Origin of the sequence: Streptomyces sp. WM6378 (assembly GCF_001279695.1) — a bacterium.
In the GTDB taxonomy this organism is placed as follows: domain Bacteria; phylum Actinomycetota; class Actinomycetes; order Streptomycetales; family Streptomycetaceae; genus Streptomyces.
The window spans coordinates 25,262-51,048 of sequence record NZ_LGDD01000350.1; the positions used below are offsets into that span (position 1 = coordinate 25,262).

The 25,787-nt window shown below is 72.3% G+C and carries 25 protein-coding genes; 9 read left to right on the plus strand and 16 right to left on the minus strand.

Translation table 11 applies throughout. From position 1 onward, the window contains the following. Positions 1-163: 163 nt before the first annotated feature. Complete coding sequence (locus ADK54_RS40760; protein WP_053730914.1) at positions 164-2,191, minus strand: alpha/beta hydrolase family protein; 2,028 nt, start codon at positions 2,189-2,191, stop codon at positions 164-166. Between the two features lie 337 nt (positions 2,192-2,528). Here ADK54_RS40760 and ADK54_RS40765 point away from each other — a divergent pair, with 337 nt between their 5' ends. Beyond that, a complete protein-coding gene (locus tag ADK54_RS40765; RefSeq protein WP_053730915.1) occupies positions 2,529-4,199 on the plus strand; it encodes an amidohydrolase in 1,671 nt (556 codons plus the stop codon). 66 nt (positions 4,200-4,265) lie between these two features. Here the strand turns inward: ADK54_RS40765 and ADK54_RS47055 are convergent, their stop codons facing one another. Next, positions 4,266-4,439 carry a hypothetical protein gene (locus tag ADK54_RS47055; protein WP_199827148.1) on the minus strand — a complete coding sequence of 58 codons (174 nt, stop codon included), beginning with the start codon at positions 4,437-4,439 and terminating at the stop codon, positions 4,266-4,268. A gap of 343 nt (positions 4,440-4,782) precedes the next feature. Between ADK54_RS47055 and ADK54_RS40770 the strand changes: the two genes are divergently transcribed. Next, the gene (locus ADK54_RS40770) at positions 4,783-5,355 is read left to right on the plus strand and encodes an inositol oxygenase family protein (RefSeq protein WP_053730916.1); all 573 of its coding nucleotides are present in this window, start codon (positions 4,783-4,785) and stop codon (positions 5,353-5,355) included. Between the two features lie 75 nt (positions 5,356-5,430). Here the strand turns inward: ADK54_RS40770 and ADK54_RS40775 are convergent, their stop codons facing one another. The 4 genes from ADK54_RS40775 to ADK54_RS40790 all read right to left on the minus strand — a co-directional run bounded on the left by ADK54_RS40775 (position 5,431) and on the right by ADK54_RS40790 (position 10,475). Continuing rightward, positions 5,431-6,957, minus strand: a complete 1,527-nt coding sequence (locus ADK54_RS40775; RefSeq protein ID WP_053730917.1) for an SDR family NAD(P)-dependent oxidoreductase — start codon at positions 6,955-6,957, stop codon at positions 5,431-5,433. 206 nt (positions 6,958-7,163) lie between these two features. Next, positions 7,164-9,506, minus strand: coding sequence for a GH92 family glycosyl hydrolase (locus ADK54_RS40780; protein WP_053730918.1), 2,343 nt, complete (start codon positions 9,504-9,506; stop codon positions 7,164-7,166). 175 nt (positions 9,507-9,681) lie between these two features. Then, a complete protein-coding gene (locus tag ADK54_RS40785; RefSeq protein WP_053730919.1) occupies positions 9,682-10,230 on the minus strand; it encodes a Clp protease N-terminal domain-containing protein in 549 nt (182 codons plus the stop codon). A 2-nt stretch (positions 10,231-10,232) separates the two neighbouring features. Continuing rightward, positions 10,233-10,475, minus strand: coding sequence for a hypothetical protein (locus tag ADK54_RS40790; protein ID WP_053730920.1), 243 nt, complete (start codon positions 10,473-10,475; stop codon positions 10,233-10,235). Positions 10,476-10,824: 349 nt separating this feature from the next. On the opposite strand from ADK54_RS40790, the gene ADK54_RS40795 reads away from it, so the two are divergent. After that, entirely contained in the window at positions 10,825-11,748 is a 924-nt protein-coding gene (locus ADK54_RS40795) for a DMT family transporter (RefSeq protein ID WP_199827149.1), read from the plus strand. Here the strand turns inward: ADK54_RS40795 and ADK54_RS40800 are convergent. Next, positions 11,718-12,887, minus strand: coding sequence for a transglycosylase family protein (locus ADK54_RS40800; RefSeq protein ID WP_053730921.1), 1,170 nt, complete (start codon positions 12,885-12,887; stop codon positions 11,718-11,720). The two genes, ADK54_RS40795 and ADK54_RS40800, sit on opposite strands and share 31 nt — an antisense overlap. Positions 12,888-13,117: 230 nt before the next feature. Here ADK54_RS40800 and gndA point away from each other — a divergent pair, with 230 nt between their 5' ends. After that, positions 13,118-14,560 (plus strand): NADP-dependent phosphogluconate dehydrogenase, encoded by a 1,443-nt coding sequence (gene gndA / locus ADK54_RS40805; RefSeq protein WP_053730922.1) that lies wholly within the window; start codon positions 13,118-13,120, stop codon positions 14,558-14,560. Positions 14,561-14,942: 382 nt separating this feature from the next. Here gndA and ADK54_RS40810 read toward each other — a convergent pair whose 3' ends face one another. The 6 genes from ADK54_RS40810 to ADK54_RS40835 all read right to left on the minus strand — a co-directional run bounded on the left by ADK54_RS40810 (position 14,943) and on the right by ADK54_RS40835 (position 18,464). Then, positions 14,943-15,569 carry an aspartate/glutamate racemase family protein gene (locus tag ADK54_RS40810; protein WP_053730923.1) on the minus strand — a complete coding sequence of 209 codons (627 nt, stop codon included), beginning with the start codon at positions 15,567-15,569 and terminating at the stop codon, positions 14,943-14,945. A 2-nt stretch (positions 15,570-15,571) separates the two neighbouring features. Continuing rightward, positions 15,572-15,910: a GNAT family N-acetyltransferase gene (locus ADK54_RS40815; protein WP_053730924.1), complete on the minus strand. Its 339-nt coding sequence runs from the start codon at positions 15,908-15,910 to the stop codon at positions 15,572-15,574. 30 nt (positions 15,911-15,940) lie between these two features. Continuing rightward, a complete protein-coding gene (gene panD / locus ADK54_RS40820; RefSeq protein WP_053730925.1) occupies positions 15,941-16,369 on the minus strand; it encodes an aspartate 1-decarboxylase in 429 nt (142 codons plus the stop codon). A gap of 125 nt (positions 16,370-16,494) precedes the next feature. Then, positions 16,495-17,025 carry a DoxX family protein gene (locus tag ADK54_RS40825; protein WP_053730926.1) on the minus strand — a complete coding sequence of 177 codons (531 nt, stop codon included), beginning with the start codon at positions 17,023-17,025 and terminating at the stop codon, positions 16,495-16,497. Between the two features lie 105 nt (positions 17,026-17,130). Then, positions 17,131-18,072, minus strand: a complete 942-nt coding sequence (locus ADK54_RS40830) for a M56 family metallopeptidase (RefSeq protein ID WP_053730927.1) — start codon at positions 18,070-18,072, stop codon at positions 17,131-17,133. Beyond that, positions 18,069-18,464 carry a BlaI/MecI/CopY family transcriptional regulator gene (locus ADK54_RS40835; RefSeq protein ID WP_053730928.1) on the minus strand — a complete coding sequence of 132 codons (396 nt, stop codon included), beginning with the start codon at positions 18,462-18,464 and terminating at the stop codon, positions 18,069-18,071. The genes ADK54_RS40830 and ADK54_RS40835 overlap by 4 nt, the downstream gene beginning before the upstream one ends. 122 nt (positions 18,465-18,586) lie before the next feature. Here ADK54_RS40835 and ADK54_RS40840 point away from each other — a divergent pair, with 122 nt between their 5' ends. Continuing rightward, positions 18,587-19,261 carry a DedA family protein gene (locus tag ADK54_RS40840; RefSeq protein WP_053730929.1) on the plus strand — a complete coding sequence of 225 codons (675 nt, stop codon included), beginning with the start codon at positions 18,587-18,589 and terminating at the stop codon, positions 19,259-19,261. Positions 19,262-19,378: 117 nt separating this feature from the next. After that, entirely contained in the window at positions 19,379-20,038 is a 660-nt protein-coding gene (locus ADK54_RS40845; protein WP_053730930.1) for a phosphatase PAP2 family protein, read from the plus strand. A gap of 93 nt (positions 20,039-20,131) precedes the next feature. On the opposite strand, the gene ADK54_RS40850 is transcribed toward ADK54_RS40845, so the two are convergent. Both ADK54_RS40850 and ADK54_RS40855 read right to left on the minus strand, forming a co-directional pair. Continuing rightward, positions 20,132-20,332, minus strand: a complete 201-nt coding sequence (locus ADK54_RS40850) for a hypothetical protein (protein WP_053730931.1) — start codon at positions 20,330-20,332, stop codon at positions 20,132-20,134. 347 nt (positions 20,333-20,679) lie between these two features. Further along, the gene (locus tag ADK54_RS40855) at positions 20,680-21,915 is read right to left on the minus strand and encodes a hypothetical protein (protein ID WP_053730932.1); all 1,236 of its coding nucleotides are present in this window, start codon (positions 21,913-21,915) and stop codon (positions 20,680-20,682) included. Positions 21,916-22,224: 309 nt separating this feature from the next. Between ADK54_RS40855 and ADK54_RS40860 the strand changes: the two genes are divergently transcribed. From ADK54_RS40860 to ADK54_RS40870, 3 genes are all read left to right on the plus strand, one after another. Further along, complete coding sequence (locus ADK54_RS40860; protein WP_053730933.1) at positions 22,225-23,229, plus strand: SPFH domain-containing protein; 1,005 nt, start codon at positions 22,225-22,227, stop codon at positions 23,227-23,229. Beyond that, entirely contained in the window at positions 23,226-24,125 is a 900-nt protein-coding gene (locus tag ADK54_RS40865; RefSeq protein ID WP_053730934.1) for an inorganic polyphosphate kinase, read from the plus strand. Before ADK54_RS40860 ends, ADK54_RS40865 begins: the two co-directional genes overlap by 4 nt. 141 nt (positions 24,126-24,266) lie before the next feature. Further along, on the plus strand, positions 24,267-24,524 hold the full coding sequence (locus ADK54_RS40870; RefSeq protein WP_053730935.1) for a hypothetical protein: 258 nt from the start codon (positions 24,267-24,269) through the stop codon (positions 24,522-24,524). 21 nt (positions 24,525-24,545) lie between these two features. Here the strand turns inward: ADK54_RS40870 and ADK54_RS40875 are convergent, their stop codons facing one another. Then, on the minus strand, positions 24,546-25,370 hold the full coding sequence (locus ADK54_RS40875) for an SAM-dependent methyltransferase (protein ID WP_053730936.1): 825 nt from the start codon (positions 25,368-25,370) through the stop codon (positions 24,546-24,548). Positions 25,371-25,787 lie beyond the last annotated feature (417 nt).

The window sequence follows — 25,787 nt, forward strand, 5'->3', positions numbered from 1 at the left end:
GATTGAGGCGAGTCGGAGGCGTGTCAATGCATCCTGCACAACAGAAATAGGCCTCCCGCCCCAACTCATCCGACCTATTGCCGCCGGGTCTCTGGCCTTGCATGCTGTGGGCATACCGGGCCGGCGAGCCCTGTGCCTGACATGCCGTCAATTCCAGTGCAACTCACACCAGTTCGGGCCTCAGCCACTCCTCGCCGAGCACATGGTGGTCGAGGAAGTTGAGCAGGGTCGCGTACCAGAGGCGGGCGTGGTTCGGAGCCAGGATCCAGTGGGACTCGTCGGGGAAGTACAGGAATTTCGCCGGGACTTCGCAGCGCTGGAGCTCCTGGAACAGGGCCCTGCCCTGGCCGACGGGCACCCGGTAGTCGTTGGCTCCGTGGACCACCAGCATGGGCGTGCGGATGCGGTCGGCCGCGAGGGACGGCGAGTTCTCCTCGTAGCGCTCCGGCCGGGTCAGCGGGTCGCCGAAGATCCGCCGGAAGTAGGCCGAGGCGTCCGTGTCCGGCTGGAAGGAGCGCAGGTCCCAGATCGAGGCGTGCGAGACGATCGCCTTGAAGCGGTCCGTCAGGGTGGCGATCCGGTTGGCCATGTAGCCGCCGTACGAGGCGCCCGCGAGGCCGGTGCGGGTCGCGTCGATGTCGGGACGGGCCTCGGTCGCGTCGGTCATCGCCATCAGGTCCCGGTAGGGCTGACCGCCCCACTGCCCCCAGCCGCGCTCGTGCATCCGTGGCCCGTAGCCGGCCGACAGCGCGGGGTCGGGCAGCAGGACCGCGTAGCCGCGGGCCGCGAAGGGCCACGGGTTCCAGCGCCAGGTCCAGGCGTTCCAGGAGGTCTCGGGGCCGCCGTGGGGGAAGACGAGCAGCGGCGCGGGCCGCTCGGCGGACGCGCCCTCGGGCAGCACGAGCCAGGAGCGCAACGGGAATCCGTCGTCGGCCACCGTGTGCACTTCGGTCAGGGTGCCCGGCAGCCGGCCCGCCCCGCCGGGAGCCTTGAGCACGCCGGGTTCCTGGTCGGCCGCGGCGGCATCGAGGCGGACCGGGGCGGGCGGGGCGTCGACGGAGCTGCGCAGCGCGTACAGGGTGCGTCCGTCGGGCGCGACGGTGAGCGAGGTGTACGTGCCGGAGGCGGTGAGCCGGGTGACGGTGCCGTCCGCGTCGCGCCGGAAGACGGGCGAGTGGCCGAGCTCGTCGGCGGCGAACCAGAGGGTCGCGTCGTCGGGGCGCGGCGAGACCACCGCCCCGATGGGCCAGTTCTCGAAGTCCGGCACGAGCTCGCTCTCCGCGCCGCTCGCCAGGTCGATGCGTACGAGGATGTAGGTGTACGGCTTCTCGTACGTTTCGATCAGCTGGCGGGTGCAGATCAGGCCGGTGCCGTCGGCGGTGAACTGCGGGGTGGAGTACACGTATCCGTCCTGGTCGACCACGCGCAGCTCTTCGCCGGTCGCGCAGTCCGCGACCACGACGACGGTGCGGTCGCGGTCGGGCACCGGGCCGTGGACGAAGCGGGTGTGGGCGACGCGGGTGCCGTCGGGCGACAGTGCGGTCTCGGCCTCGCTGATGAATCCCTGCCCGCCCGCGTCGACCGGTGAGCCGTGCTCGTCGCGGGTGCGGCGGACGAAGGTGTGCGGCTCGTCCGGGCCGAGGTCGCTGTCCCAGTGCCGGGTGGGCCCGGACTCGTACAGGATTGCGGTGACCTTGGCGTCGGCGCGGTCCTTGCGCAGCTTGCCGTGCGCCTCGGCGTCGGCCGCGCCGGGCAGCAGCCCCGCGGTGTAGGCGAGGGTGGCGGTGTCCCGGGCGAGGGTGAATCCGGCGATTGGGCCGGGGTGGCGTGCCATGAGCGCGGCCTCGCCGCTCTCGGGCAGCGCCCACACGCCGGGGTGTTCTTCGCCGGCCCTGGCCGCGGCGGGGTCGGTGTCCTCGCGCCCGGAGAGGAAGTACAGGGTTCCGTCCGAGGCGAACGCGGGCGCGGACTCGCCCTTGCGGGAGCGGGTAAGGCGGCGGGGTTCGCGCACCCCGGCGGGGTCGATCTCCCACAGCCCGGACACGTACCCGTTGCCCTCGGCGTTGAGGCTCTGCACCGCGGCCACCAGCCGCTTTCCGTCGGGTGAGAGCGCCAGGGCGTTGACGCGCGGGGTGGCGAGGAAGGCGGACAGGTCGTGGAAGGCGGTGGTGTCACCAGGTGTCTCGGACATCCGGTCATCCTGCCTCGTGGCGCTCCGGGGCGACAGGGCGTAGGGCCGAACCCCACATCTGACACTCCGTCACATCCGGTTGCCTCACCGCCCTCACGCCCTTCTGAGAATGGTCCGGGCACCCGGTATCCGGCGGGGCGGGACCGGTGGCTGGCCGGTTCTCCTTCTTGTGCGGAGTGCGGGGCGGCTCAACACTCGGACCGGACAGCGAAGGCCGGCCCGCCTGCCCCGCCCCGAAGCCACCGATCAGCTGGGCGCTCGGCACACTCGGGCCCGGTCACGGGTGCGCCCTGCGCGGGACTCGGCCGAGCAGGCCGGACACCCTACGGAGGACTTCATGGCAAGCACCAGTCCCGTCCGGGCAGTTGACACGATCTACTTCGGCGGGGACATCGTCACGGTCGACGACGCCCGGCCGACCGCGGAGGCGGTCGCCGTCAGGGACGGCCGGATCGCGGCCGTCGGCGAACTGCGCGAGGTGCTCGCGCAGGCCGGTGACGGCACCCGCTTCGTCGACCTGAAAGGGCGCGCGCTGCTGCCCGGGTTCGTCGACGCGCACAGCCATCTGTCCCTGATCGGCTTCCAGGCGGGGGCGGCCAACCTGCTGCCCGCACCCGACGGCGAGGTCGACGACATCCCCGCCCTGCAGGCCCGGCTGGAGGCGTGGAAGACCACGGAGACCGGCCGGCACTGGGACTGGATCGTCGGATTCGGCTACGACGACGCGCGGCTCGCCGGCGCGCGGCACCCCACCCGCGACGACCTCGACGCGGTGGACACCGACCGGCCGATCCTGGTCATCCACCAGTCGAGCCACCTCGGCTCGGTCAACAGCAAGGCCCTCGAACTGCTCAGGTACGACGCGGACTCCGAGGACCCGGCAGGCGGTGTGATCCGGCGCCGGCCCGGCAGCAGCGAGCCCAACGGCGTCCTGGAGGAGTCCGCGCTGTTCCAGGCCTGGGGACATTCCGCGGCCGGGTTCAGCGACGAGGACCGGATCGCTCTGATCCTGCTCGGCCAGCGCGCCATGGCCTCGTTCGGGTTCACCACCGCGCAGGACGGCCGGGTGATGACCGCGAAGGACCTGGAGGTCCTCGAAACGGTCGCGGGGCGGCGGCTGTTCGACATCGACGTCGTGGTCTACCCGGACGTCTCGCTGGCCGCCGAGCTCAAGGACGCCGAGGTTTCGGTGCCGGAGTACCGCGACCGGCTGCGGATCGGCGGGGTGAAGCTGGGCCTCGACGGTTCGCCGCAGGGCCGGACCGCCTGGCTGACCCGGCCGTATCTGACCCAGCCCGACGGGGAGAGCGCGGACTACCGGGGCTATCCGGCGCTCACGGACGCGGAAGCGGTGGCCGCGGTCGGCGACGCGTACGCCAGGGGCCGCCAGGTCCTGGCGCACACCAACGGCGACGCGGCCATCGACCAGTTCGTCATGGCCGTGCGGCAGGCCACGGCCCGGCACCCCCCGGTGGACCCGCGCCCGGTGGCGATCCACGCCCAGACCGCTCGCGAGGACCAGCTGGACGCCATGCGGGAGTTGGGGATCATCCCGTCGTTCTTCTCCATGCACACGTTCTACTGGGGCGACTGGTACCGGGAGACGGTGCTCGGCGAGGAGCGCGCGGCCCGCATCTCCCCGGCCGCCTCGGCGCTGCGCCGGAACATGATCTACACCTCGCACCACGACGCCCCGGTGGCACTGCCCAGCTCGTCGGCCATCCTGTCCAGCCAGGTCACCCGGGTGACCCGCAGCGGCCATGTGCTCGGCGAAGAGCAGCGGGTGTCGGCGCTCGACGCGGTCAAGTCGACCACGATCCATGCCGCGCACCAGTACTTCGAGGAGGCGGTCAAGGGCTCGATCGCGGTGGGCAAACTCGCCGACCTCGTGATCCTGAGCGCGAATCCGCTCACCGTGCCCGCCGAGGAGATCAAGGACATCCGGGTCGTCGAGACCGTCAAGGAGGGGCGGACCATCCACCCCGAGCCGCTCGGGCGGCCCAGGTAGCGGCCCCTCGTACGTCCGTGCCCCCCTGCGTCAACAGGAGGGCACGGATCTGTGGTTCGGCCTCGTTCAGTCGATGCCGGGCAGGATGTGCGGTTCCTCGAGGTCCTCCTCGTAGCCCGCGAGGCGGATCGGGGCCGAGCGGGCCCAGACCTCGATGTTGCGGAGCTTCTCGGGCCGGGCGGCCCGTTCGCCGCCGCGTTCCGGCGTCCGGCGTTCGCGTTCTGTGGTTTCTGGTGTCACCGCGCACTCCTTTGTGTCGCAATAACCCTGGGCGTACCGGCACGCGTCGTTCTCCGACCCGGTTGTCCGCCCGCAGGGCAGGGGCAAGGGCAGTTCTGACGCGGTGGCGCCGGCACTCTGTCCGCATCACGGCCACAGGTTGTGGGACGGATCCGGAACGGGCCTTGAGGGTTGGTGGACCCGCTGTGGCTACCGTTCGCACCAGAGTAACCAAATGAGCGCGGTCCCGCTCGATAGGGCCACTTCCTTTGCGTCAACTTTCCTTCGCCGGGCGTTCAGCCCGATGTTCATCCCGCCATGATCTGCTGACGGGGTCGGCTGCCGCGCGCGGGGAGGAGACCACATGGAGCTGTCGAGCAGGCCCGGTCACGACCGGCCGGTGCGCTCGGTCGACGAGCTGATGGAGCTCCTGCACGCCTGCCGGGGCGCCTGGGACACCCCCGACCGCAGCGGCGATCCGGTCGATCTGCACGACCACGCGCTCCAGACCGCCCACCTGCTGCGCCGGTCCCACCCGGCCGACAAGGAGCTCCAGTTGGCGGGCCTCGTGCACGATCTCGGGCATCTGCTCCGTCCCGGTGACGACGCGGGGCACGCCGACACCGCGGCGCGGGCCGTGCGGCCGCTGCTCGGTGCGCGGGTGGCCCGCCTCGTACGGCTGCACGTGCCCGCGAAGCGCTATCTGGCGGCGGTCGAGCCGGACCGTACGCTCTCGCCGCAGAGCGCCCTGACGCTGCGGGCACAGGGCGGGGTGATGGGGCCCGAGGAGGCGGCGGCCTTCGCGCGGGACCCGCTGGCCGAGGACGCGGTGCTCCTGCGGCAGGCCGACGACGCGGGGAAGGTCGTGGGGCTCGACGCGGGCGTCATGGAGGACTGGCGTCCGGTCCTTGAGCTCGTCGCGGAATACGTCAGCTGACGCTTGCGCGGGGCCTGTTGGCGCCGAAGGGCGGCACGCGCGATGCGTGCCGCCCTTCGAAACGAGAACTGAGGCCTACCAGTTGGCCGGCGCGTAGTCCTTGAGGAAGACGCTGTGCAGGTCCTCGCCCAGCTCGCCGCGCACGATCGGGTCGTAGACGCGGGCGGCGCCGTCGACGAGGTCGAGGGGGGCGTGGAAGCCCTCCTCGGCGAGCCGCAGCTTGTCGTGGTGCGGGCGCTCGTCGGTGATCCAGCCGGTGTCGACCGAGGTCATGAGGATCTTGTCGGTCTCGAACATCTCCTGGCCGCTGGTCCGGGTGACCATGTTCATGGCGGCCTTGGCGGCGTTGGTGTTGGGGTGGCCCGCGCCCTTGTAGCCGCGGCTGAAGACGCCTTCCATCGCCGAGACGTTCACGACGTACGCGCGCCCGTTCGGCGCCTTGCGGGCGGCGTCGGCCATGGCCGGGCGCAGGCTGCTGATCAGGATGAACGGCGCGGTGTAGTTGCACAGCTGGGTTTCGAGGAGCTCGACCGGGGAGATCTGGTCGATCGACTGCACCCAGGTGTTGGTGTCGACCACGTCGGGGAGCAGCCCGCCCGCGTCGAGCGCGGTGCCGTCCTGGTACTTGGCGATGCTGGCGTTGCCCGCGACCAGGGCGAGGTCGGCGACCCGCTGGGCGTCGAGGCCCGAGGCGCCGACGGGGAGCGCGGTCAGGCCGTCGACCGCGCCGGAGTTGAAGGCTCCGATGACGTCGTGGGCGGGGAGCTCACCGGCCGGCAGCGGGGCGCTCTCGCCGTCCACCAGGGCGGCGTAGGCGGAGGGCAGCCGGCGCACGGTCTGCGTGGCGTTGTTGATCAGGATGTCCAGCGGGCCCTGCTCGGCCGTCCGCTCGACCAGGGCGACCACCTGGGCCGGGTCGCGCAGGTCGATGCCCACGACTTCGAGGCGGTGCATCCAGTCCGCGGAGTCCTCCATCGCCTTGAAGCGGCGGATGGCGTCCTTGGGGAAGCGGGTGGTGATGGTGGTGTGCGCGCCGTCGCGCAGCAGCCGCAGCGCGATGTACATGCCGATCTTGGCGCGGCCGCCGGTGAGCAGGGCGCGCTTGCCGGTGAGGTCGGTGCGCGCGTCGCGGCGGGCCCGGTTCTCGGCGGCGCACTTCTGGCACAGCTGGTGGTAGAAGGCGTCGACCTCGACGTACCGGGTCTTGCAGACGTAGCAGGACCGGGGGCGCTGGAGTATGCCCGCGATCTCGCCGGTGACGGACGAGCTGGGCAGCAGGCCCTCGGTCTCGTCGTCGATGCGCTCGGCGGAGCCGGTGGCGGTAGCCTCGGTGACGGACCGGTCGTGGGCGGTCTTGGCGGCGCGGCGCTCCTGGCGGCGGCGCTGCTTCACGGTCCGGTAGATGCCGGCGGTGGCGCGGCGCACGGCGATCGCGTCGGGGTGGTCGACGTCGATCTGGTCGAGTTCCGCCAGCACGCTCAGGCAGAGCGCGAGCCGCTCGGGGTCGATGCCGGGGCCGAAGTCCTGGTCGACGCCCTGCTCGGGCCGCTCGTCGACACCGGGACCGTGCTCCTGGTCCTGGAAGTCCTCTGTCACCGTCATCGCCGCTGCGTTCCTCGATCAGTCGTGAATATCAAGTTCCCAAAAGCGCCATGGTACGGAGCGATCGCCCCACATACCAAACCGCCCGCCCCGGGGGGAAGAGGGGGCGGGCGGTGGCACAAGGGGTGGCTGGGCGCATCCTGCTGGGGGCGCGGGGACCCGCGCGACCAGCCACGACGGACCCGCAGCCGAAAAACGTGACGCGCTCAGCGCACCACGGGCGGCGCGGCGGAAGCCGCGGTGCCCCAGCCGGAGGGGGCGGAACCGACCGTGAAGGCCAGGTTCCGCCCAGCCCTGAGGTCCGCCCCGGTGAGATACGTACGGGCCTGGACACGCCCGTCCAGCCGCGCACCCTGGATGTAGCGGGCAGCGTCGGACGTGCCCGGGGCGGTCACAGTGAACCCGCCGCGCGGGTAGTACCGACGGTCGAGCGAGAGGTCGACCCGGTCGAAAACGGGCGTGGACAGCCCCCACGTGTCCGTGCCGGGCTGGATCGGGAAGATCCCGATCGAGGACAGCACCATCCAGGCCGACATCGTGCCGAGGTCATCGTTGCCGGTCATCCCGGTCGGGGCGTCGGTGAACAGAGTCAGCGCGGCGTGCACCACGTCCGTGGTCTTCCAGGGCTGCCCGGTGGAGAGATAGGTGTACGGAGCGATGAGGTCCGGCTCGTTCTGCGGGTTGTACTTGTCCGCGTTGTAGTACGAGTACGGCCCGTTCACCCACACCTCCCGGGCGGTCTTCGCCGGGTCCGCGAGGAGCTTGTCGTACGCGAAGAACGAGTCTAGGCGCCGGATGGCCGCGTCCTGTCCGCCGATGAGGGAGACCATCCCGGGCAGGTCCTGCGGCACGAGCCATTGGTACTGCCAGGACGTGCCCTCGTGGAAGCCCTCACTCTTGGCCGGGTCGGCGGGGCCGGTGAAGGCGCCCTGGGCGTCACGGGCGCGGAAGAACCCGGTCGAGGGGTCGAAGATCTTCCGGTAGTTCTGGGCGCGGGCGGTGTAGCGCGCGGCGTCCCCGGAGTGTCCGAGCCCGTGAGCCATCTTGCCCAGCATGGCGTCGGAGAGCGCGTATTCCAGGGTCGCGGACGCGCCGTGGTCGAAGTCGGAGTCGCCGGGCTTGGCGTGCGGGCGGTCCTTGATGTAGGGGGCGTAACCATCGCTGATGTACGGGGAGTTGGCCTCGCGGCCGACGGCCGGGGAGTCGGCGGGCGGCACCCCGTCGGCGTTCTTCTTCAGCGCCCGGTACGCCTCTTCCTCGTACCCCTTGAGCAGTCCCTGCGCGTAGGCGTTGGTGAGGAACGGGGTGACCGGGTCGCCCGTCATGATGTTGGTCTCGACGGTGGCGTAACCCCATTTCGGCAGCCAGCCGCTCTCCTCGTCGATCTTCAATACGGAGATCGCCATGTCGCGGGCCTCGCGCGGGGCCAGCAGCGAGAGGAGCTGGGTCTGGGTGCGGTAGGTGTCCCAGAGGGACCAGTTCTGGTAGTAGTCGAAGCCGCCGGCGCGGTGGATCTTCTGGTCCCAGCCGGTGTAGCGGCCGTCGGTGTCGCTGCCGATGTTGGGCGCGAGGAACGAGCGGTAGAGCGAGGAGTAGAAGGTGCGGCGCAGGGTGTCGCCGCCGCCCCGGGCCCGTACGGTTTCGAGCCTGCGCTCCCAGGCGTCGCGAGCCGCGCGCACCACCCGGCCGAAGCTCTTGCCGCCCTCGGCACGCAGGTTGCCGGCCGCGCCCGCCGCGTCCACGTAGCTGAGCGCGGTGGTCGCCTCGACGGTGCGGTCCTCGGTGGTGTCGAAGCGCAGCCAGGCGCCGTTGCCCGCGCTGCCGCTGGATTTCTTCGTACCCTCGCTGACCTTGCCGTCCTTCCAGGTGCCGGACGCGGTGAAGGGGCGGTCGAAGCGGGTGACCGTGTACACGGTGTACGGCTTGGTGTCCTGGCAGAAGCCGCTGCCGGTGATGGCGGTACGGACGGTGCGCGCGTCCAGGATCTCGACGGTGGTGGAGATCGTCCTGTGCAGTGACTGGCCCGCGTTGAGCAGGACGTTGGCCTTGTCGGTGGCGGGGAAGGTGTAGCGCTGGACGCCGGTGCGCGCGGTGGCGGTGAGCTCGGCGGTGATCCCGGAGTCGAGGCCGACCTTGTAGTAGCCGGGGCTCGCCCGCTCGGTGTCGTGGCTGAACCTGGCGGCGTAGCGGGCGTAGTCGGTCTCCGTGACGTCGCCCGTCGTGGGCAGGGTGGGCAGATCGCCGCCGAGCCCGCAGCCCACGCCCGACAGGTGCACGCTGGAGAAGCCCCGGATGTGGTCCTGGGCGTGGTCGTAGCCGGTGTTGTGGCCGGTGTCCGGGGAGAGCTGGACCATGCCGAACGGCACGGCGGCGCCCGGATAGGTGTTGCCCTCGTTCTCGGTGCCGATGAACGGGTTGACCAGATCGGTCAGTTGACCGCCGCCGGCTGGTGGCGCGGCCTGGGCGGCGGGCGCGGCGAGCACCCCGGCAAGCAGCGCGAGGGCGGCGAGCGCGATGCCCGGGCCGCGCGTTCTCCGGTTCGGACGCATGGGTGGAACCGCCTCCTTGGACCGCGGACAACGTTGTCAGAGCGCGATCATTCTTCGACCTCATGCGTGTAGGCGTCAAGGGTTCGGGCGTGGGTTGGAGCACGGGCCGGGGCACGGGCAGGGGGCCCGGCGGGATTTCCCGCCGAGCCCCCAACTCCCTTGCTGCTCCTGCCTTCTACGCGTGGTGCGGCGCCACCCGGGACAGGACCTCCGCGCGCAGCCCGGCCGGGTCGATGCCGAGCGCCGCGAGCACCTCCGCCCCTCGGCCCCCGTCACCGGCCGCGAGCAGCCCGAGCAGCATGTGCTCCGTGCCGAAGCGGTCGTGCCCGAGGGCCTTCGCCTCGCGGAGGGTGGCCTCCAGGACCTTCTTGGCGCGCGGCGTGTACGCGGGCCGGGGGTACTGGAAGGTGCCTGGGCCGAAGGTGCTGTCGGCCTGGCGCTTGATTTCCTCGACGTCGATGCCGATCGAGGCGAGCGCGTCCTTCGCGGGCTGCCCACCGGTGCTCGGCACCCCGGCCGCTTCGAGGATCCGTACGGTCTCCTGGCGGGCCCGGCCCACCTCGACGCCCCGCGCGGTCAGCGCGTCCCAGGCGGTGCTGTCGTCGGTTCCGGCGAGGCCCAGCAGGATGTGCTCCGTGCCGATGAAGTCGTGACCCAGCGCCAGTGCCTCGTCCTGTGAGGCCACGATCGCCCGCTTGGCCCGCTCGGTGAAAAACTCGAACACCTTCAGTCCTCCTTGCCCGTGGCTTTGCGCCTGCTCGCATGCTTCTCGTGCACCGACTGCCTGCTGACGTTCAGCGAGGTGGCGATGGACTGCCAGGACCAGCCCTGGTCTCGGGCGTTGTCGACGTGGACGCGCTCCAGCTCCTCCAGGAGGCGGCGCAGCGCCACGACCGCCGCGAGTCCGACGGCGGGGTCCTTGTTGGTGACTTGCCCGGCCAGCGAGGCCGGCGTGTCCTCAGCTCCCATATCTGTCAGGGTGCCCTGACAGACGAGGGCTGTCAAGAAACCCTGACAAGCTGCCGGGCAGTGAGGAGGTACCGCCCAGTAGGTGACAGTTCGTGCCACCGAGGCACGTACTCGCCGGTGGCCGGTTCCCACCCCGCGGGCAGCGGCGTTCTCCGATCGGCGCCGACGGGCGGACCAGCCCACGGAAGGTGATCTTCCGATCCCCTTGACGCCCATTTTGAGCTGCGGTTTTACTGAAAGTCCGATATCTGGGACGACTTTGGTCGTACGCCCCTACTCCTCCTGGAGTACTAAGCAATCGGTGCTCAGGGACGACGACACGGGGTCCGCAACGAGACATCGTGGAGCCATGAGCGCCCTTGTCCTGGCCGTGTTGCTGTCTCTGGTCTCCGCCGTCGCGTACGCGGCGGCGGCGATCGTGCAGGAGCGCGTCGCGGCGTCCGGGCCGGGCAGCACGTACGCCCCCGTGCGCCGCCCGGCCTGGTGGGGCTCGGTCAGTCTGAACGGCCTTGGCGCGGCGCTGCACGTCGCCGCCCTGGCATGCGGCCCGCTCACCCTGGTGCAGCCGATGGGCGCGCTCACCATCGTGTTCGCACTGCCGATGTCAGCCGTCCTCGTAAGACGCAGAGCCGGGGCCGCCGCCTGGCGCGGCGCGGTCATGGCCACCGCGGGCCTGGCCGGGCTGCTCGTGCTGACCAACGGGGCGGACACGGACGACCTCGCGATGGGGCCGCGCCTGGTGCTCGCCGCCTCCGGGTTCGGGGCGGTCGCGGCGCTGTTCGTGGCGTCCAGGGCCCTGCGCCGGGCGGCCACCCGCAGCGTGCTGCTCGCCACGGCGGCGGGCGGCGCGTTCGGCCTCGCCTCGGTGTTCACCAAGTCCGTCGCCGAGGACTGGGAGTCGGGGCTTCCCCTCAGCGAGCTGCCCGTCCTGTTCGCGATAGCCGGGTTCGCGATCTCGGGCCTGCTGCTCTCGCAGGCCTCCTACAGAGGCGCGGGCCTCGCGGCGCCACTGGCGACGGTCACCGTCGTCAACCCGGTGGTCGCCGCGGCCATCGGCCTGACGCTGTTCGGCGAGTCCTTCCGGTACGGGACGGCGGGCACCGCGATCGCCCTTGGCTTCGGTGTCGTGGCGGCGGGCGGGCTGATCCTGCTCACCACGGAACGGCTGAGCGCCGCCCACCACGCCAAGCCGGTCCTCGCCTCCGACACGGCCTCCGCCGGGCGCCAGGGGGACAGCCCCGATCAGACGGCGACGCCGCCCGCCCTCAGGTAGGCCAGCGGGTCGACGTCGGATCCGTACGCCGGTCCGGTGCGTATCTCGAAGTGCAGATGCGGCCCGGTCGCGTTGCCGGTCGCACCCGAACGCCCTATCCGCTGGCCGGTGTTGACCTTCTGGCCCGCCTTCACGTTGACCGCCGACAGGTGGGCGTACTGGCTGTATCTGCCGTCGGGGTGGTGGATCACCACCTGGTATCCGTACGAGCCTCCCCAGCCGGCCTCGACGACCGTGCCCGAGGTGACCGCCTTCACCGAGGTGCCGGTGGCCACTGGGAAGTCGACGCCGGTGTGGTAGCCGCTCGCCCAGGACGAACCGGCCAGGTGGTACGGGGTGCTGGGGTGCGCGTCGACCGGCGCGGTGAACCCGGCCGACTTGGTGGCGACCTTCGCCGCGGGCGGCTTGGCGGCGGGGGGCTTGGGGGTGGACTTCGGCGGGGTCGTCGGCTTCGCGGGGGCGGCGCCGGGCAGCGTCAGGTGCTGGCCGGGTCGGATGAGATCGGGGTCGGAGCCGACGACCGTGCGGTTGTCCGCGTACAGCTTGGACCAGCCGCCCTGGACGCGCTCACGCTCGGCGATCGTGGACAGTGAGTCGCCGTGCACGACGGTGTACGACTCCCGCGGGCCGGGCACTTTGGTGGGGCTCGGCGGCTCGGCCTTCTTCGCGGCGGGCGCCGGGGGCTTCGGCGCGGCGGGGGCCGCCTTCGGCTTGATCTCGGTCCGGCCTTTGCTCGTGGTGGTCAGCTGCGGGGCCGCGCCGCCCCGGGTGAGACCGGCCTCGCCCGAGCAGACCGGCCAGGCGCCTGGGCCCTGCCCCTTGAGCACCTTCTCGGCGATCGCGATCTGCTGGTCCCGGGTGGCCAGGTCCGCCCGCGCGGCGTACTGGCGGCCGCCGTACGCCTCCCAGGTGGACTGGCTGAACTGCAGCCCGCCGTAATAGCCGTTGCCCGTGTTGATGTGCCAGTTGTTGGTCGACTCGCAGGCCGCGACCTTGTTCCAGACGTCCACGGAGGCGGCGTCCGCGGTGCCCGCGCCGATCAGTGGGAGGGCGATGCCCGCCCCGCCGGCCGTGACCGTCAGGGACGCCCGGTTGATCCGGCTCGGCTGGTACCGGCGGTGCCGGCCGCGTAAGGCCATGAGTCCCCCTCGAAGGCATCAAGAGCCGCCAAAATAGGGGCTGCGGACTGGTCATGACAAGGGGTCGGACAAGTGGAGGGCGGGCCTCAGCGGGCCCGGGACTTTCGTCGGCCGTGTCGGGAATCCCGACCGTGCCGGATGACGTGGCGTGTTCCGTAGGGTGGGCGTCAACCGTGCGCCGTGACGGTCGCTCGTGGCGCCGCGAACCCCGAGGATCCAGGAGCACACGCATGAGTGGAACAGCCCAGATCGGCGTCACCGGACTCGCGGTCATGGGCCGCAACCTCGCCCGCAACTTCGCGCGCAACGGGTTCACGGTCGCCGTGCACAACCGGACGGCCGCCAAGACCCGCGCGCTGGTCGAGGAGTTCGGCACCGAGGGCAGCTTCGTCGCGGCCGAGTCGCCCGAGGAGTTCGTGGCCGCCCTGGAGCGGCCGCGCCGGCTCGTCATCATGGTCAAGGCGGGCGAGCCGACGGACGCGGTGATCAAGGAGTTCGCGCCGCTCCTGGAAGAGGGCGACGTCATCATCGACGGCGGCAACGCCCACTTCGAGGACACCCGTAGGCGCGAGCGCGAACTGCGCGAGCGCGGCATCCACTTCGTGGGCGTCGGCATCTCGGGCGGCGAGGAGGGCGCGCTGCACGGGCCGAGCATCATGCCGGGCGGCTCGGCCGAATCGTACGACTCGCTCGGGCCGCTCCTGGAGCGGATCGCGGCGAAGGCCCCGGACGGCACCCCGTGCGTCACGCACGTGGGCCCGGACGGCGCGGGCCACTTCGTGAAGATGGTCCACAACGGCATCGAGTACGCCGACATGCAGCTCATCGCGGAGGCGTACCACCTGCTGCGTACGGTCGCGGGCTACTCCCCCGCGAAGATCGCCGAGACGTTCCGGGGCTGGAACACCGGGCGCCTCGACTCCTATCTGATCGAGATCACGGCCGAGGTGCTCGCCCACGTCGACGCGGCCACCGGCAAGCCGTTCGTCGACGTGGTCGAGGACCAGGCGGAGCAGAAGGGCACCGGACGCTGGACGGTGCAGATCGCCCTCGACCTCGGGGTCCCGGTGTCGGGCATCGCCGAGGCCGTGTTCGCCCGCTCCCTGTCGGGCCACGCCGAACTGCGCGAGGCGGCCCGCTCCCTGGCCGGACCGGCCTCGGCCCCGCTGGGCGAGGCCGAGGCGACGGCCTTCGCCGCACAGGTGGAGCAGGCGCTGTACGCGTCCAAGATCGTGTCGTACACGCAGGGCTTCCACCAGATCCAGGCGGGCAGCGAGAACTACGACTGGAGCGTCGACCCGGGTGCGGTCGCGGCGATCTGGCGGGCGGGCTGCATCATCCGGGCCGCGTTCCTCGACCGGATCCGGGGCGCCTACGACACCAAGCCCGACCTGCCGAGCCTGCTCTCGGACAAGCGGTTCGGCGACGAAATCGGGGCGGCGCAGGACGACTGGCGCGCGGTGATCGTGGCGGCGGCCGGGCAGGGCGTGCCGGTGCCCGGCTTCTCGGCGGCGCTCGCGTACTACGACGCCCTGCGCGCCGAGCGGCTCCCGGCCGCACTCACGCAGGGCCAGCGCGACTTCTTCGGCGCGCACACCTACCGGCGCACCGACCGCGAGGGCTCGTTCCACACACTGTGGGGCGGCGACCGCTCCGAGGTGAGCACCGGCTGACCAGCGGTTCCGCCGGGCCCGAAGCCGTCAGCCGGCCGGCTCGGGCTCCGGCGGACCCGGTACGGGGTCGGGGCCCGGCGGCTGCGGCACGGGGTCCGGCAGACCGGGGTCCGGGTCCGGCTCGGGCGGCCGGGGGTCGGGTCCCGGCCCCGGCCTCGGCGGCGTGGGATCCGGCCCCGGCCCTGGTCCGGGCATCGGCCCCGGGTCGGGGTCCGGCAGCGGCGTGGGCCACGGCGGGACGGGGTCCGGGTGCGGCACGGTCATGGTCGGCCTCCTCAGGGTCTGAGTTCAGCTTCACCTGCGCGCGTTCCCGGCGCCCGCCGGTTCAACCCGTCCGGGTCGGATCCCGTGTCTGATCCGGACGGAGTTCCGACACCGGTTCTCAGCCCGCCACGGCGGCCGCCGCGCGCAGCCCGGGCCGGGGGCTGGACAGCACCGGGACCTCGATCGTGGTCCGTGCGGCGGCGGGAGCCATCGAGGCCTGCGCCAGAACGACGACGTCCACGTCCGTCAGCGCGTCCACGGTCGCCGCGATCTGTGCGAAGTACGCGTCCGCGTCGCCCGATTCGAAGTGCTGCCAGGCGTCCTCGGCAAGCACCGTGCGCAGGGTGAGGGGCCGGTCGCCGGCCTCTTCGCGGATCAGGTCGGCGGTCGGCTCCAGGGTGGAGGCGACCGTCGCCACGACGGCGATCCGGTCGCCCTGCGCCACGGCGGCCGCCGCCATCGGCCGGTCGACCCGGAGCACCGGGATGCCGAGCGGTGCCGCTGCCGCCTCGGCGATGCCGCCGATCGTGGAGCAGGTGCACAGGACCGCGCCCGCGCCCTGGGCCACCGCCTCGGCGAGGGCGGCCTCGACGTCCGCGGTCACGGCGTCCGGGCCCAACTCCCTTGCCCGGCTGAGCAGTTGCTCGTGCACCAGGTGGCGCAGTTCGAGGTCCGGGGCGTCCTCGTCGCGCAGGGCGTCGAAGACCGGGACGTGGGCGGGCGAGGTGTGCAGCAGCGCGAGCATGGTCACCACAGTTCCGGGTTGGCGGCGAGCTGGGCCCGGGCGGCTTCGACGAGGCCGGCCGGGGCGGCGGGCGCCTCAGCCGGGTGGCGTTCGGCCCACTTCGCGGCGTACGGGCAGAGCGGCACGACCGGCACGCCCTCGCGTGCGGCCATGGCGTAGAACTCCCGCACCAGAGCGCCCGCGATGCCCTTGCCCTCGTACGCGGGCTCCACGACGGTGTGCACCGCGACCAGCGCGGCCGGCTCCGCGTCGAGCGTGAAGTAGGCGATGCGGCCCGCCACTTCACCGTCCTCGAAGGCCGCGAGCAGCCCCCGGGAGCGGTCGTCTCGGATCTCTGCCATGGTGCGGGGTCCTCTCCGGTGGTGGCCGGTTCAGCTCTGGGCGGGAATCCGGGCGTGCGGGCTGCGCCGCTGGTCGCTGCCGGGGACCGGCGCCGAGGCATCGGTGCCGAGCTCGACGATGCGGTTGGCCGCGTCCACGTGCACCACGCTGGGCTTCAGCGCGCGGGCCTCGGCGTCGTCGACCTGGGCGTAGCTGATGAGGATCACCAGGTCGCCGGGGTGCACGAGGTGGGCCGCGGCACCGTTGATGCCGATGACGCCCGAACCCCGCTCGCCCTCGATGACGTACGTCTCCAGGCGGTTGCCGTTGTCGATGTCGACGATGTGGACCAGCTCACCGGGGAGCAGGTCGGCCGCCTCCATGAGCTCGGCGTCCACGGTGACCGAGCCCACGTAGTGGAGGTCGGCCTGGGTCACGGTGGCTCGGTGGATCTTGGACTTGAACATGGTGCGCAGCACTGCGTCACACTCCTGCCGGACAGAGGGTCGCGGCCCCGGGCGGGGTACGCGCCAACGTCTGACAGGGTACGACTCCGGATCATCGGGTGGGGCAGCAGCCCGATGGTTGGACGGGGCGGGCCGGCTCAGTCGAAGGTCTCGACCTCGGCCTCGGCCTGCGCCTTGGCCCGGCGGCCGACCACCGCCGCGGCAGCCACCGCGCTGCCGAGGAAGGCGAGTGCGACGGTCCACGGCTGGTCGAGCAGGTGGTCCGTGGCGTGGTCGAGGGAGTAGCGGCCCGCGCCCGCGAGGCCGATCGCGGCGGCGGTGAAGCCGAGGAACGCCGGGTATTCGAAGCCGCCGCCCTGGGCGAAGAACCCGGCCGGCGCGTGCACGGAGACCGCGCCCGCCATGGCTCCGGCCGCCGCGGCTCCGGCGGCCGGGGTGGCCAGACCGACGACCAGCAGGGCGCCGCCGCCCATCTCGCCGAGCCCGGCCGCGACCGCGCTCTGCTTGCCGGGCCGGAACCCCATGTGTTCCATGGCGGCGGCGGTGCCTTCGAGCCCGGCCCCGCCGAAGCAGCCGAACAGCTTCTGGGCGCCGTGCGCCATCAGTACGGCGCCGGTGCCGGCCCGCAGCACGAGCAGTCCGAGGTCACGTCGGTTGAGGCAGGTCATGGCTTCTCCCGGAGCGTGGGGCGGATGGGCTCGGGATCCACTCTCCGGGGCGCGGTGCTCCGACCCGCAGCGTTACTGGGCCGTACGGGTCACGCGGGCGGGCTCCTAGGGTCCGGCCTCGCCCTGCGCTATCTCGATGCCGCCGTGCAGATCCGCGGCGGCCTCGATCGCCGAGGTCGCCGAGACGCACAGGCAGCCGAGCAGGACGGCCGCTATCAGGCGGGCGCCGCGCGAGCCGGGCAGTCGGGCCGCGGGGCGGCGGTCGAGCAGGGCCGCGACCCTGCGCGGCACGGGCCCCGCCACCGCGGCGAGCACCGCGCGGGGGCGGGCAGGGCCGGGTGCGGCGGCCCGGGACGCGAGGGCGGCGCGGCCGATCGCGCGCGCGGCGAGCTTGCGGTCGCCCACGGCCCCGGCGGCGTACTCGTCGGCGGACCGCTCCAGAGCGAAGGCGAGTGGCGCGCGCAGCGATCGCAGTGACGGGTGGCAGTGCGCGGCGAGTTCGGCGGCGGCCAGGAACAGGTGGTGGCGGCCGACGAGGTGGGCTCGCTCGTGGGCGAACAGGGCTTCGCGCTCGGCCGGTTCGAGGGCGCGCAGCATTCCGGTGGTGACGACGATGCGCCCCGGGCGCCCGGGCAGTGCGTAGGCGTCGGGACTCGGGTCGCGCAGCACAGCGAGCTCACCGGCCGCGGGCCCCAACCGGCCGCGGGCGGCGCGCAGTTCGGCGAGATGGCGCCGCGCGGTACGCACCAGGGCGACCCCCGACACGGCGACGAGCCCGGCCGCCACGGCAGCGGCGGGTACGGCGAGCCAGGCCGGGAGTGCGTCCAGCGGGGCCGTCAGGTTTTCGAGGGTGGCGAAGAAGGGCAGTCGCAGCGCCCCGGCCAGCGCGATCAGGCCCAGCGCGGCGGTCGAGCAGGCGGCGAGGCCGGTGGCCGCGGTGGCAAGGAGCCAGGCGGCCGGGCGGGGCGGCAGGGCCTCGGCGAGCCGGCGCGCGGCGGGCACGGCGAGGAACGGCACGAGCAGCGGGATCCACACCGAGAAGATCATCGCCCGTCACCCCCGGAGTCTTCCAGGAGCGAGCGAAGCAGCTGCTCGTCCTCGTCGCTGAGCTGGGAGACGAACCGGGCGAGCACCGTCGAGCGGTCTTCCTCCTTCGCCAGCTCGGTGTGCATGCGGCGGGCGGTCAGCCCCGGAGCGTCCTCCGTCGGGGTGTACGCGTAGCCGCGCCCGGCGCGCTGGCGGGTGACCGCGCCCTTGTCGTGCAGGCGGGTCAGGATCGTGGTCACGGTGGTGCGGGCCAGCCGGCCGCCGAGCTCGGCCTGGACCTCGCCGGGGGTGAGCGGTGTCCCGGCCGCCCAGAGCGCGGCGAGGACACCGGCCTCCAGTTCACCCGCGGGGCGTCGCGCGTCCCCGTGCCCGACGTCTCCCGTGGCTGTCATGGAGCACTCCTCCCGCTTCGTTCGTCTACAGTGTTGTAGACCGTCTACATCACTGTAGTCAGCCGGGCCGTGCGCATCCTCGGACGAGCGGCCCGACCACCATTATGGGAGGGCCCACTGACATGGCAGTCGTACCCCTGTTCGCAGCCTCGACCCCACAGGCCGTGAACGTCCTCGACGCGGGCTCACTGCTGTCCGCGTTCGGCGCGCTCGGCATCGCCGTGGTGCTCTTCGCCGAGACCGGTCTGCTCGTCGGCTTCCTCCTTCCCGGCGACTCCCTGCTCTTCACCGCGGGCCTGCTGTGCGTGCCCGGCGGCAACGGGCCGGTGTCGCTCTCGCTGCCGCAGGTCCTGATCTGCTCGGTGGCGGGCGCGCTCGTCGGCGCACAGGTGGGCTACTGGATCGGCCGCCGCGGCGGCCGCGCCCTGCTGGCCCGTAGCAGGTCCCGCAAGCTGCACGAGGGTGCGGCCCGCGCCGAGGAACTGCTCGCCAAGTACGGACACGCGAAGGCGATCGTCCTCGCGCGCTTCGTGCCGATCGTCCGCACCGTGCTCAACCCGCTCGCGGGCGTACTCGGCGTACCGGCCCGGGTCTTCGCCCTCTGGCAGATCGCCGGCGGGGTCGTGTGGACCTGTGCGCTGGTCCTCGGCGGCTACGCGCTCGGCTCCTCCGTGCCGAACGTCGACCGCTATCTGCTGCCGCTCGTCGCGCTGGTCGTGGCCGTCTCGCTCACCCCCGTCGCCCTGGAGCTGCTGCGCGCCCGTCGCGCCCGTACGGCCACCGAGGATTCGCACTGATGCACCTCGACGACGGCCTGTACACCCGGGTCACCGACCTGGCCCACCGCGCGCCCGCGCCGCGCCCGTCATGGAGCGGCTGGGCGCCACTGCGCCGCGGCCACCGGTGACCGCTCGATGACCTCGGCTCGGCACACGGGCACGGCGGCCTGCGTGCTGCTGCTCCTCTTCGTGCTGCTCACGGTGCTCGTCGCCGTGCGCCACGGCGCGCCGCTGCCCGGCGACCGGGCCCTGCACCGCTGGCCGCTCGATCACCGCCCGCCGGTCGCCGTGGCCACCGCCCGGGCCATCACGGCGACCGGCACCGGCGCGCTCCCCTACGCCTTGGCCGTCGTCGCGGGCCTGATCGCGGGCCGCGACACGAAGCAGCGCTGCTACGCGGCGGCCGGTGCGCTCGCGGTGCTCCTCCTGGGCCAAGCGGTGCGGTACGGCCTGATGTCGGCCGTCGCCCGCCCGCGCCCGGCCGTGATCGACTGGGCGACCACGGCGTCCGGCCACTCCTTCCCCTCCGGGCACGCCACCACCAGCGCGCTCACGGCCGGACTGCTCCTCTGGGCGCTCGCGACCCGCGCCTCGGCCGCCCGCACGTCGGCCGCCCTGCTGCTGCTCTGGGCAGCCGCGGTCGGCCTCTCGCGGATCTACCTCGGCGTGCACTGGGCCAGCGACGTGCTGGGCGGCTGGCTCTTCGCCTCGCTCTGGCTCTGCCTCGCGGCCCTGGCCACGGCTCCTCTCGTACGCGCGCGAAGAGCGGACCCCACCTCCGCGTCCCGCACCTGAACGGCCCGCGCCCCAACTCCCTTGTCCCGCACGCCACTTGGGGACACCAGCGAACTCCTGGCCAGCAGGCCCCCGTTCACGGGCATCCAGTCCTCAGCAGGCAGCCATGCAGACCCCGCAGTAGCGGTCGGCGTTGGTCAGGTCCGCCTTCAGCGGGGTCGCCGCCTCCTGACGGGCGAGTCTGCGTCCGCACAGGGTGGTGGGGTCGTCGGCGCTCATCACGTGCCACAGGAGAGCGCTGCGGTCGTCCGCGCCCGCCCGGTCGAGAACCGCTTCCGCTCGCAGTTCGCGCATGGTGTGCTCCCTCCGCCCCGGACCGCGCCGGGGCCGCTTTCCGCTCTGCGTGGCGCGGCCGCCTGCGTTCGCGGCCACGCGGAGCCGGCGCAGCCTCGCACCGGCCGACCCGACCGGGGCCCGCCTCCCTGTTCCGAGCAGACCCCGTGGCCCGCGCGCCCGCCTCCCGGCGCCGCCCGAACCGCCCTGCCGAATCCGGCGTGTTGCACTTGACGGCATACATCGCCGCAGGATGCGACGGTCAGGCCGGATCCGGGCAAAATGTGGAACCCCGGCGCCCGATCGAGTGATCACGCCCGGGTGCCCGTCAACTGCGCACCCCTTATGCCGTCTTGACACACTCCGGATCAGGCCGCCTTGAAGTAGGCGTTCCAGCCGCCCGGGGGCGCCTGCCCCACTTCCAGGGCGCGGAGCCGGTCGAGCACCCTGGGGTCCTGCGCATCGAGCCAGTCCACGAACTGGCGGAACGACACGAGACGTACGCCCTCCTTCCCGGCCATCCCCTTCAGAGCCTCCTCGACGGCGTCCATGTAGATGCCGCCGTTCCACTCCTCGAAGTGGTTGCCGATGTACAAGGGCGCGCGGTTCGTTTCGTACGCGCGCGTGAAGCCCGCCAGATACGAGGCGGTGGCCTGCTCCCGCCAGGCGGGATAGCGCGAGGGCATGCCCTTGGTCGAGTTCTTCGACTGGTTGGCGAGGATGTTGTAGTCCATCGACAGGACCTCGAAGGAGTGCCCGGGGAACGGGATGCCCTGCAGCGGGAGGTCCCATACGCCCTCGCGCTTCTCCGGCCACTTCTGCCGACCGCCGGGAGAGGAGGCGTCGTAGCGCCAGCCCCGTTCCCTCGCGGTGGGCAGCAGGTTCTCCTGGCCGAGCAGACACGGGGTGCGGCCGCCCACGAGTTCCTTGTGGTAGTCGAACGGCAGCGGCTCCTCGTCGGTCCAGCCGGTGTTGGTGCGCCATTCGGTGACGAAGGAGACCGCCTGGTCGATCTCGCTGTGCCACTGGGCGGCCGTCCAGTTGGCGACCGATCCCGAGCCGCCGCAGAAGTGGCCGTTGAAGTGCGTGCCGATCTCGTGCCCCTCCGACCAGGCCTGTCGGGTGTATTGCAGCGTCTCCTTGAGGTGCGCGTCGGTGAGGTAGCCGATGTCGGAGGCGCCGACGGGGTTGTTCGGCGGCTTGTAGAGGCTCTTCTTCGACTCGGGGAGCAGGTACAGACCGGACAGGAAGAACGTCATGCCGGCCCCGTGATTTCTGGCCAGTTCGAGGAAGCGCGGGAAGAGCCCGCTGCCGACCTCGCCCGCGCCGTCCCAGGAGAAGATCACGAACTGCGGCGGGGTCTCGCCCGGTTCGAGCGGAACGGGCTTCCCGGGCTGGTTCGGCTGCTTCCCCGTGTCCGCGGTCGAACCGTCACCGATCAGCCTGGCCTGCGGCTTTGCCGGTTTCTCGGGGGCCGGTCCACGCACCGGCCGGCCGGGCCGGGCCGAGCCCTCACCCCCCGATGAGCCACACCCGGCGAGCCCCGCCACAGCAACCGCCCCAAGTCCCGCGCCCAGCAATCCCCTTCGACTGATGTCTGGCATGCCTGCTCCCGTCACTCATCCCACGGACCCCTGATGTGTAGACCGGATAGCCCTGAATTAACCCGATATCCATACAAATTGAGCCGCCCGCCGCTTCACACTGACCCCGCAGTCACCACGTGTAATCACCGATCAACTCAGCGTCCTCAGGCCGCTCGAAAATGGCTTGAACGGCGCCACTCACGCCTCGGCCGCCCACCCGCTTCGACTCGCGCCAGACAAGGCGCTCCGCTCAACCGTTCCCGTCATCTTGACGATAAGAAGGTGCCGCATCTATCGTCGAACTGACGAAAAGAAAGGGGTTCCGGAATGGCCGACATCTCCAGGCGCTTCGGCTGGCGCCATCTGCGTTCCGCACCCACCTCGCACATCCGGCACCACAGGAACGGCCGGCCCGCCCACGACGGGGTCGGCCTGAGCTTCTGGTTCAAGCCGCTCAGCGCCGCCCTGTCCGAAGTGCCGGTCAACGACCGGGAACTGGCCATGGCCTTCCACGCCCGTACCGCCGACTTCCAGGACGTCACGGTGCAGGCGACCGTGACGTACCGGATCAGCGAGCCGGGCAGCGCCGCCGACCGGCTCGACTTCTCCATCGATCCGGACACCGGGATCTGGCGCGGCGACCCCCTGGAGCAGTTGTCGACGCTGCTGACCGAGACGGCTCAGCAGCACGCCCTCGACGTGCTCGCGCGCACCGAGCTCGCGGCCGCCCTGGCCGACGGTGTCGCCGCCGTACGGGAGCGGATCGCGGCCGGGCTCGCGGCGGAGCCGCGGCTGCCCGCGACCGGCATCGAGGTGGTGGCGGTCCGCGTCGTCGCGATCCGCCCCGAGCCCGAGGTCGAGCGCGCACTGCGGACCCCGGCACGCGAGCGGATCCAGCAGGAGGCGGACCGGGCGACGTACGAGCGGCGGGCCGTGGCCGTCGAGCGGGAGCGGACCATCGCCGAGAACGAGCTCGCCAGCCGCATCGAACTGGCCCGCCGGGAGGAGCAGTTGGTGGAGCAGCGCGGCACCAACACCCGGCGCGAGGCGGAGGAAGCGGCGGCGGCTGACGCGGTACGCACGGAGGCGGAGGCCGCCCGCACGGTGCGGCTCGCCCGGGCCGAGGCCGAGGCGGCCCGCGCGTCGGGCGAGGCCAGGGCCGGGGCGCAGGCGGCCTGGCTCCAGGTGCACGGCGAGGCGGACGCCGCGACACTGCACGCCCTGGCCGCGACCCGGCTGGCCGAGAACCTGCCCCGGATCGACAGCCTCACCCTCTCCCCCGACGTGCTCACCACGCTCCTGGACCGGCTCGGCCGGGGTGAGCGGCCGTGAGCCTGGCGCCGCGGGCGGTCCTGGTCCACCGGGCCTCGGAGTACGAGGAGTTGCTGGCCCGGCACGGCACCCACGGCCAGGCCGACTTCTTCCTCTCCTCGCGGGGCCGCAGCATCCGCGAGGTGGCCGAGCGGCACCATCGGGCGCTGCGGGCGCTGGCCGACGTGGCGGTGGCGATTCCCCCGCAGTGGCGCCAGGCCCGGGTCGAGCGCGCCGACCTCGACCGCTTTCTGTTCGCACCGGAGGACGTGATCGTGGTGGTCGGTCAGGACGGTCTGGTCGCCAACGCCGCCAAGTACCTGTCGGGGCAACCGGTGATCGGCATCGACCCCCAGCCGGGGCGCAATCCGGGTGTTCTGGTGCGCCACCGTTCGTCAGCCGCCGCGGCGCTGCTGCCCGCGGCGGCCTCGCGCGGCTGCGCGGTCGAGGAGCTCACCATGGTGGAGGCGCTCACCGACGACCGCCAGCGCCTGCTCGCGCTCAACGAGATCTACCTCGGCGCACCGGGCCACCAGAGTGCCCGCTACCGCATCGGTCCCGACGACCCGGCCGCGGCCACCGAGGCGCAGGCCTCCTCCGGCGTCCTGGTCGGCACGGGCACGGGGGCCACCGGCTGGCTGCGCTCGCTGTGGCGGCAGCGCGCGAACGCCCCGGCGCTGCCGGCCCGGGCGGATGCCCGCCTCGTGTGGTTCGTACGCGAGGCGTGGCCCTCACCGGTGACCGGGACCTCACTGGTGGACGGCGAATTGTCCCGCTCCGAGCGGCTCCGGATCACTGTGGAGTCCGACCGCCTGGTCGCGTTCGGGGACGGCATGGAGAGCGATGCGCTGGACCTGACGTGGGGCCAGTCGGTGAGCCTCGGCGTCTCGGACACGGCGCTGCGGCTGGTGGGTTGAGAGCCTGTGTCTGAATTCCGTCCGGATCGGACAGGGACTCTGAGCGGCGATCGGCCGCGCGTCAGCGGGCCGTGACGGTCGATTGTCAGTGGCGTACGGCATCGTGAACGGTGAGCCCGTACTGCCGAGGGAAGGCTGCCGATGACCGCCACCGCCCTGATGACGTCCCATGAACGCTCCGCCGCCCAGGCCTATCTGCGCCTGTTGAGTACCGTGCGCGCCGCCCTCGACTCGCCTTCGGACCGGCCGCTCGGCCCGCTCGCCCTCGAAGGGGTCATCGCCGAGGCGGACGACGCGCTGGCGCGGGCCGGGCTCGCGGGCAACGAGGCCGAGCTGTTCGCGCTCGTCGGCAGTCTGCACACCGGCGGGGCGCCCACGCAGGGGAAGCCCCGCCCGTGACCGCGGCGGCGGGTGGCCGCGTCAGCGCTTGTGACCGACGCCGCCGTACATCGCCACCTCGTCGGGGAGCGTGTCGCCCGCCTCCGGGCGCCAGCGCGAGCACGACACCACGCCGGGTTCGATCACGTCGAGTCCGTCGAAGAACCGGGCCACTCGCTCCGGGGTTCGCTGCGTCAGCTTCGGCGTGCCGTGCTCGTTCCAGAACGCCACCGCGGCGTCGACGTCGGGCATCGCCGGGCTGGTGATGGTGTGCGAGAGCACGAGGTAGCTGCCCGGGGCGAGTTCCTTCATCAGGTCGCGTACGAGCCCGCGCGCCTCGGCCTCGTCGGGGATGAAGATGACGACGCCGAGCAGCATGAGGGCGACCGGCTTGCTCAGGTCGAGGGTCTTCGCCGCGTGTTCCAGGATGCCGGCGGTGTCCCGCAGGTCGGCGTCGAGGTAGTCGGTGCGCCCTTCGGGGGTGCTGGTCAGCAGGGCGCGGGCGTGCGCGAGCACCAGCGGGTCGTTGTCGACGTAGACGATCCGGGCGTCGGGCGCGATCCGCTGGGCGACCTCGTGGGTGTTGTCGGCGGTGGGCAGTCCGGTGCCGATGTCGAGGAACTGGCGCACCCCCCGGTCGGCCACCAGATGACGCACGGCCCGCCCGAGGAACAGCCGGTCGGCCAGGGCGTAGTCGCCGATGCCCGGGTGGAGCGATCTGATCTGGTCGCCGACCTCGCGGTCGACGGGGTAGTTGTCCTTGCCGCCGAGCCAGTAGTTCCAGATCCGGGCGGTGTGCGGCTGTGCGGTGTTGATGCGGTCGCGCACATGGTCGGGCGTCGACGAGGGGGCGGGGTTCTCGGTCACGGTGGCGTCTCCTGGAGGTACGGCGCTGCGTCAACGGCCAATCTAGATACTCGTGTTGCGAACTGTCACAGAGAACGTGCCGCGGCGCACAGGTGTCTCAGGGAGCCAGCAGTGGCGGACCCTGGCCTCCCCGCACGCGGGAGCTCGCCCTGCCGGCGCCGCCCACCGTTGAGTCCCCTCCCCGCAGCATGAACCGCCTCGCCGCGAGGGGCCATGCCTTCCCCATGTCCCTTTGCCGACAAGCCCGTTGGAGGACTGGTAGGAAACTTTCCTGTCCTATAGGATTCCCGCGGCGGCTTGGCGCGGTGCCCGAACTCCCCCGTGGGCATGACGCGCTCAGCGAGAGCTCTGATCCGGCCGTCGCGACGCCGCCCCCTGCCCCCTCCACAAGGGCGGGCGGCGTCGCGAGCTCCGGTG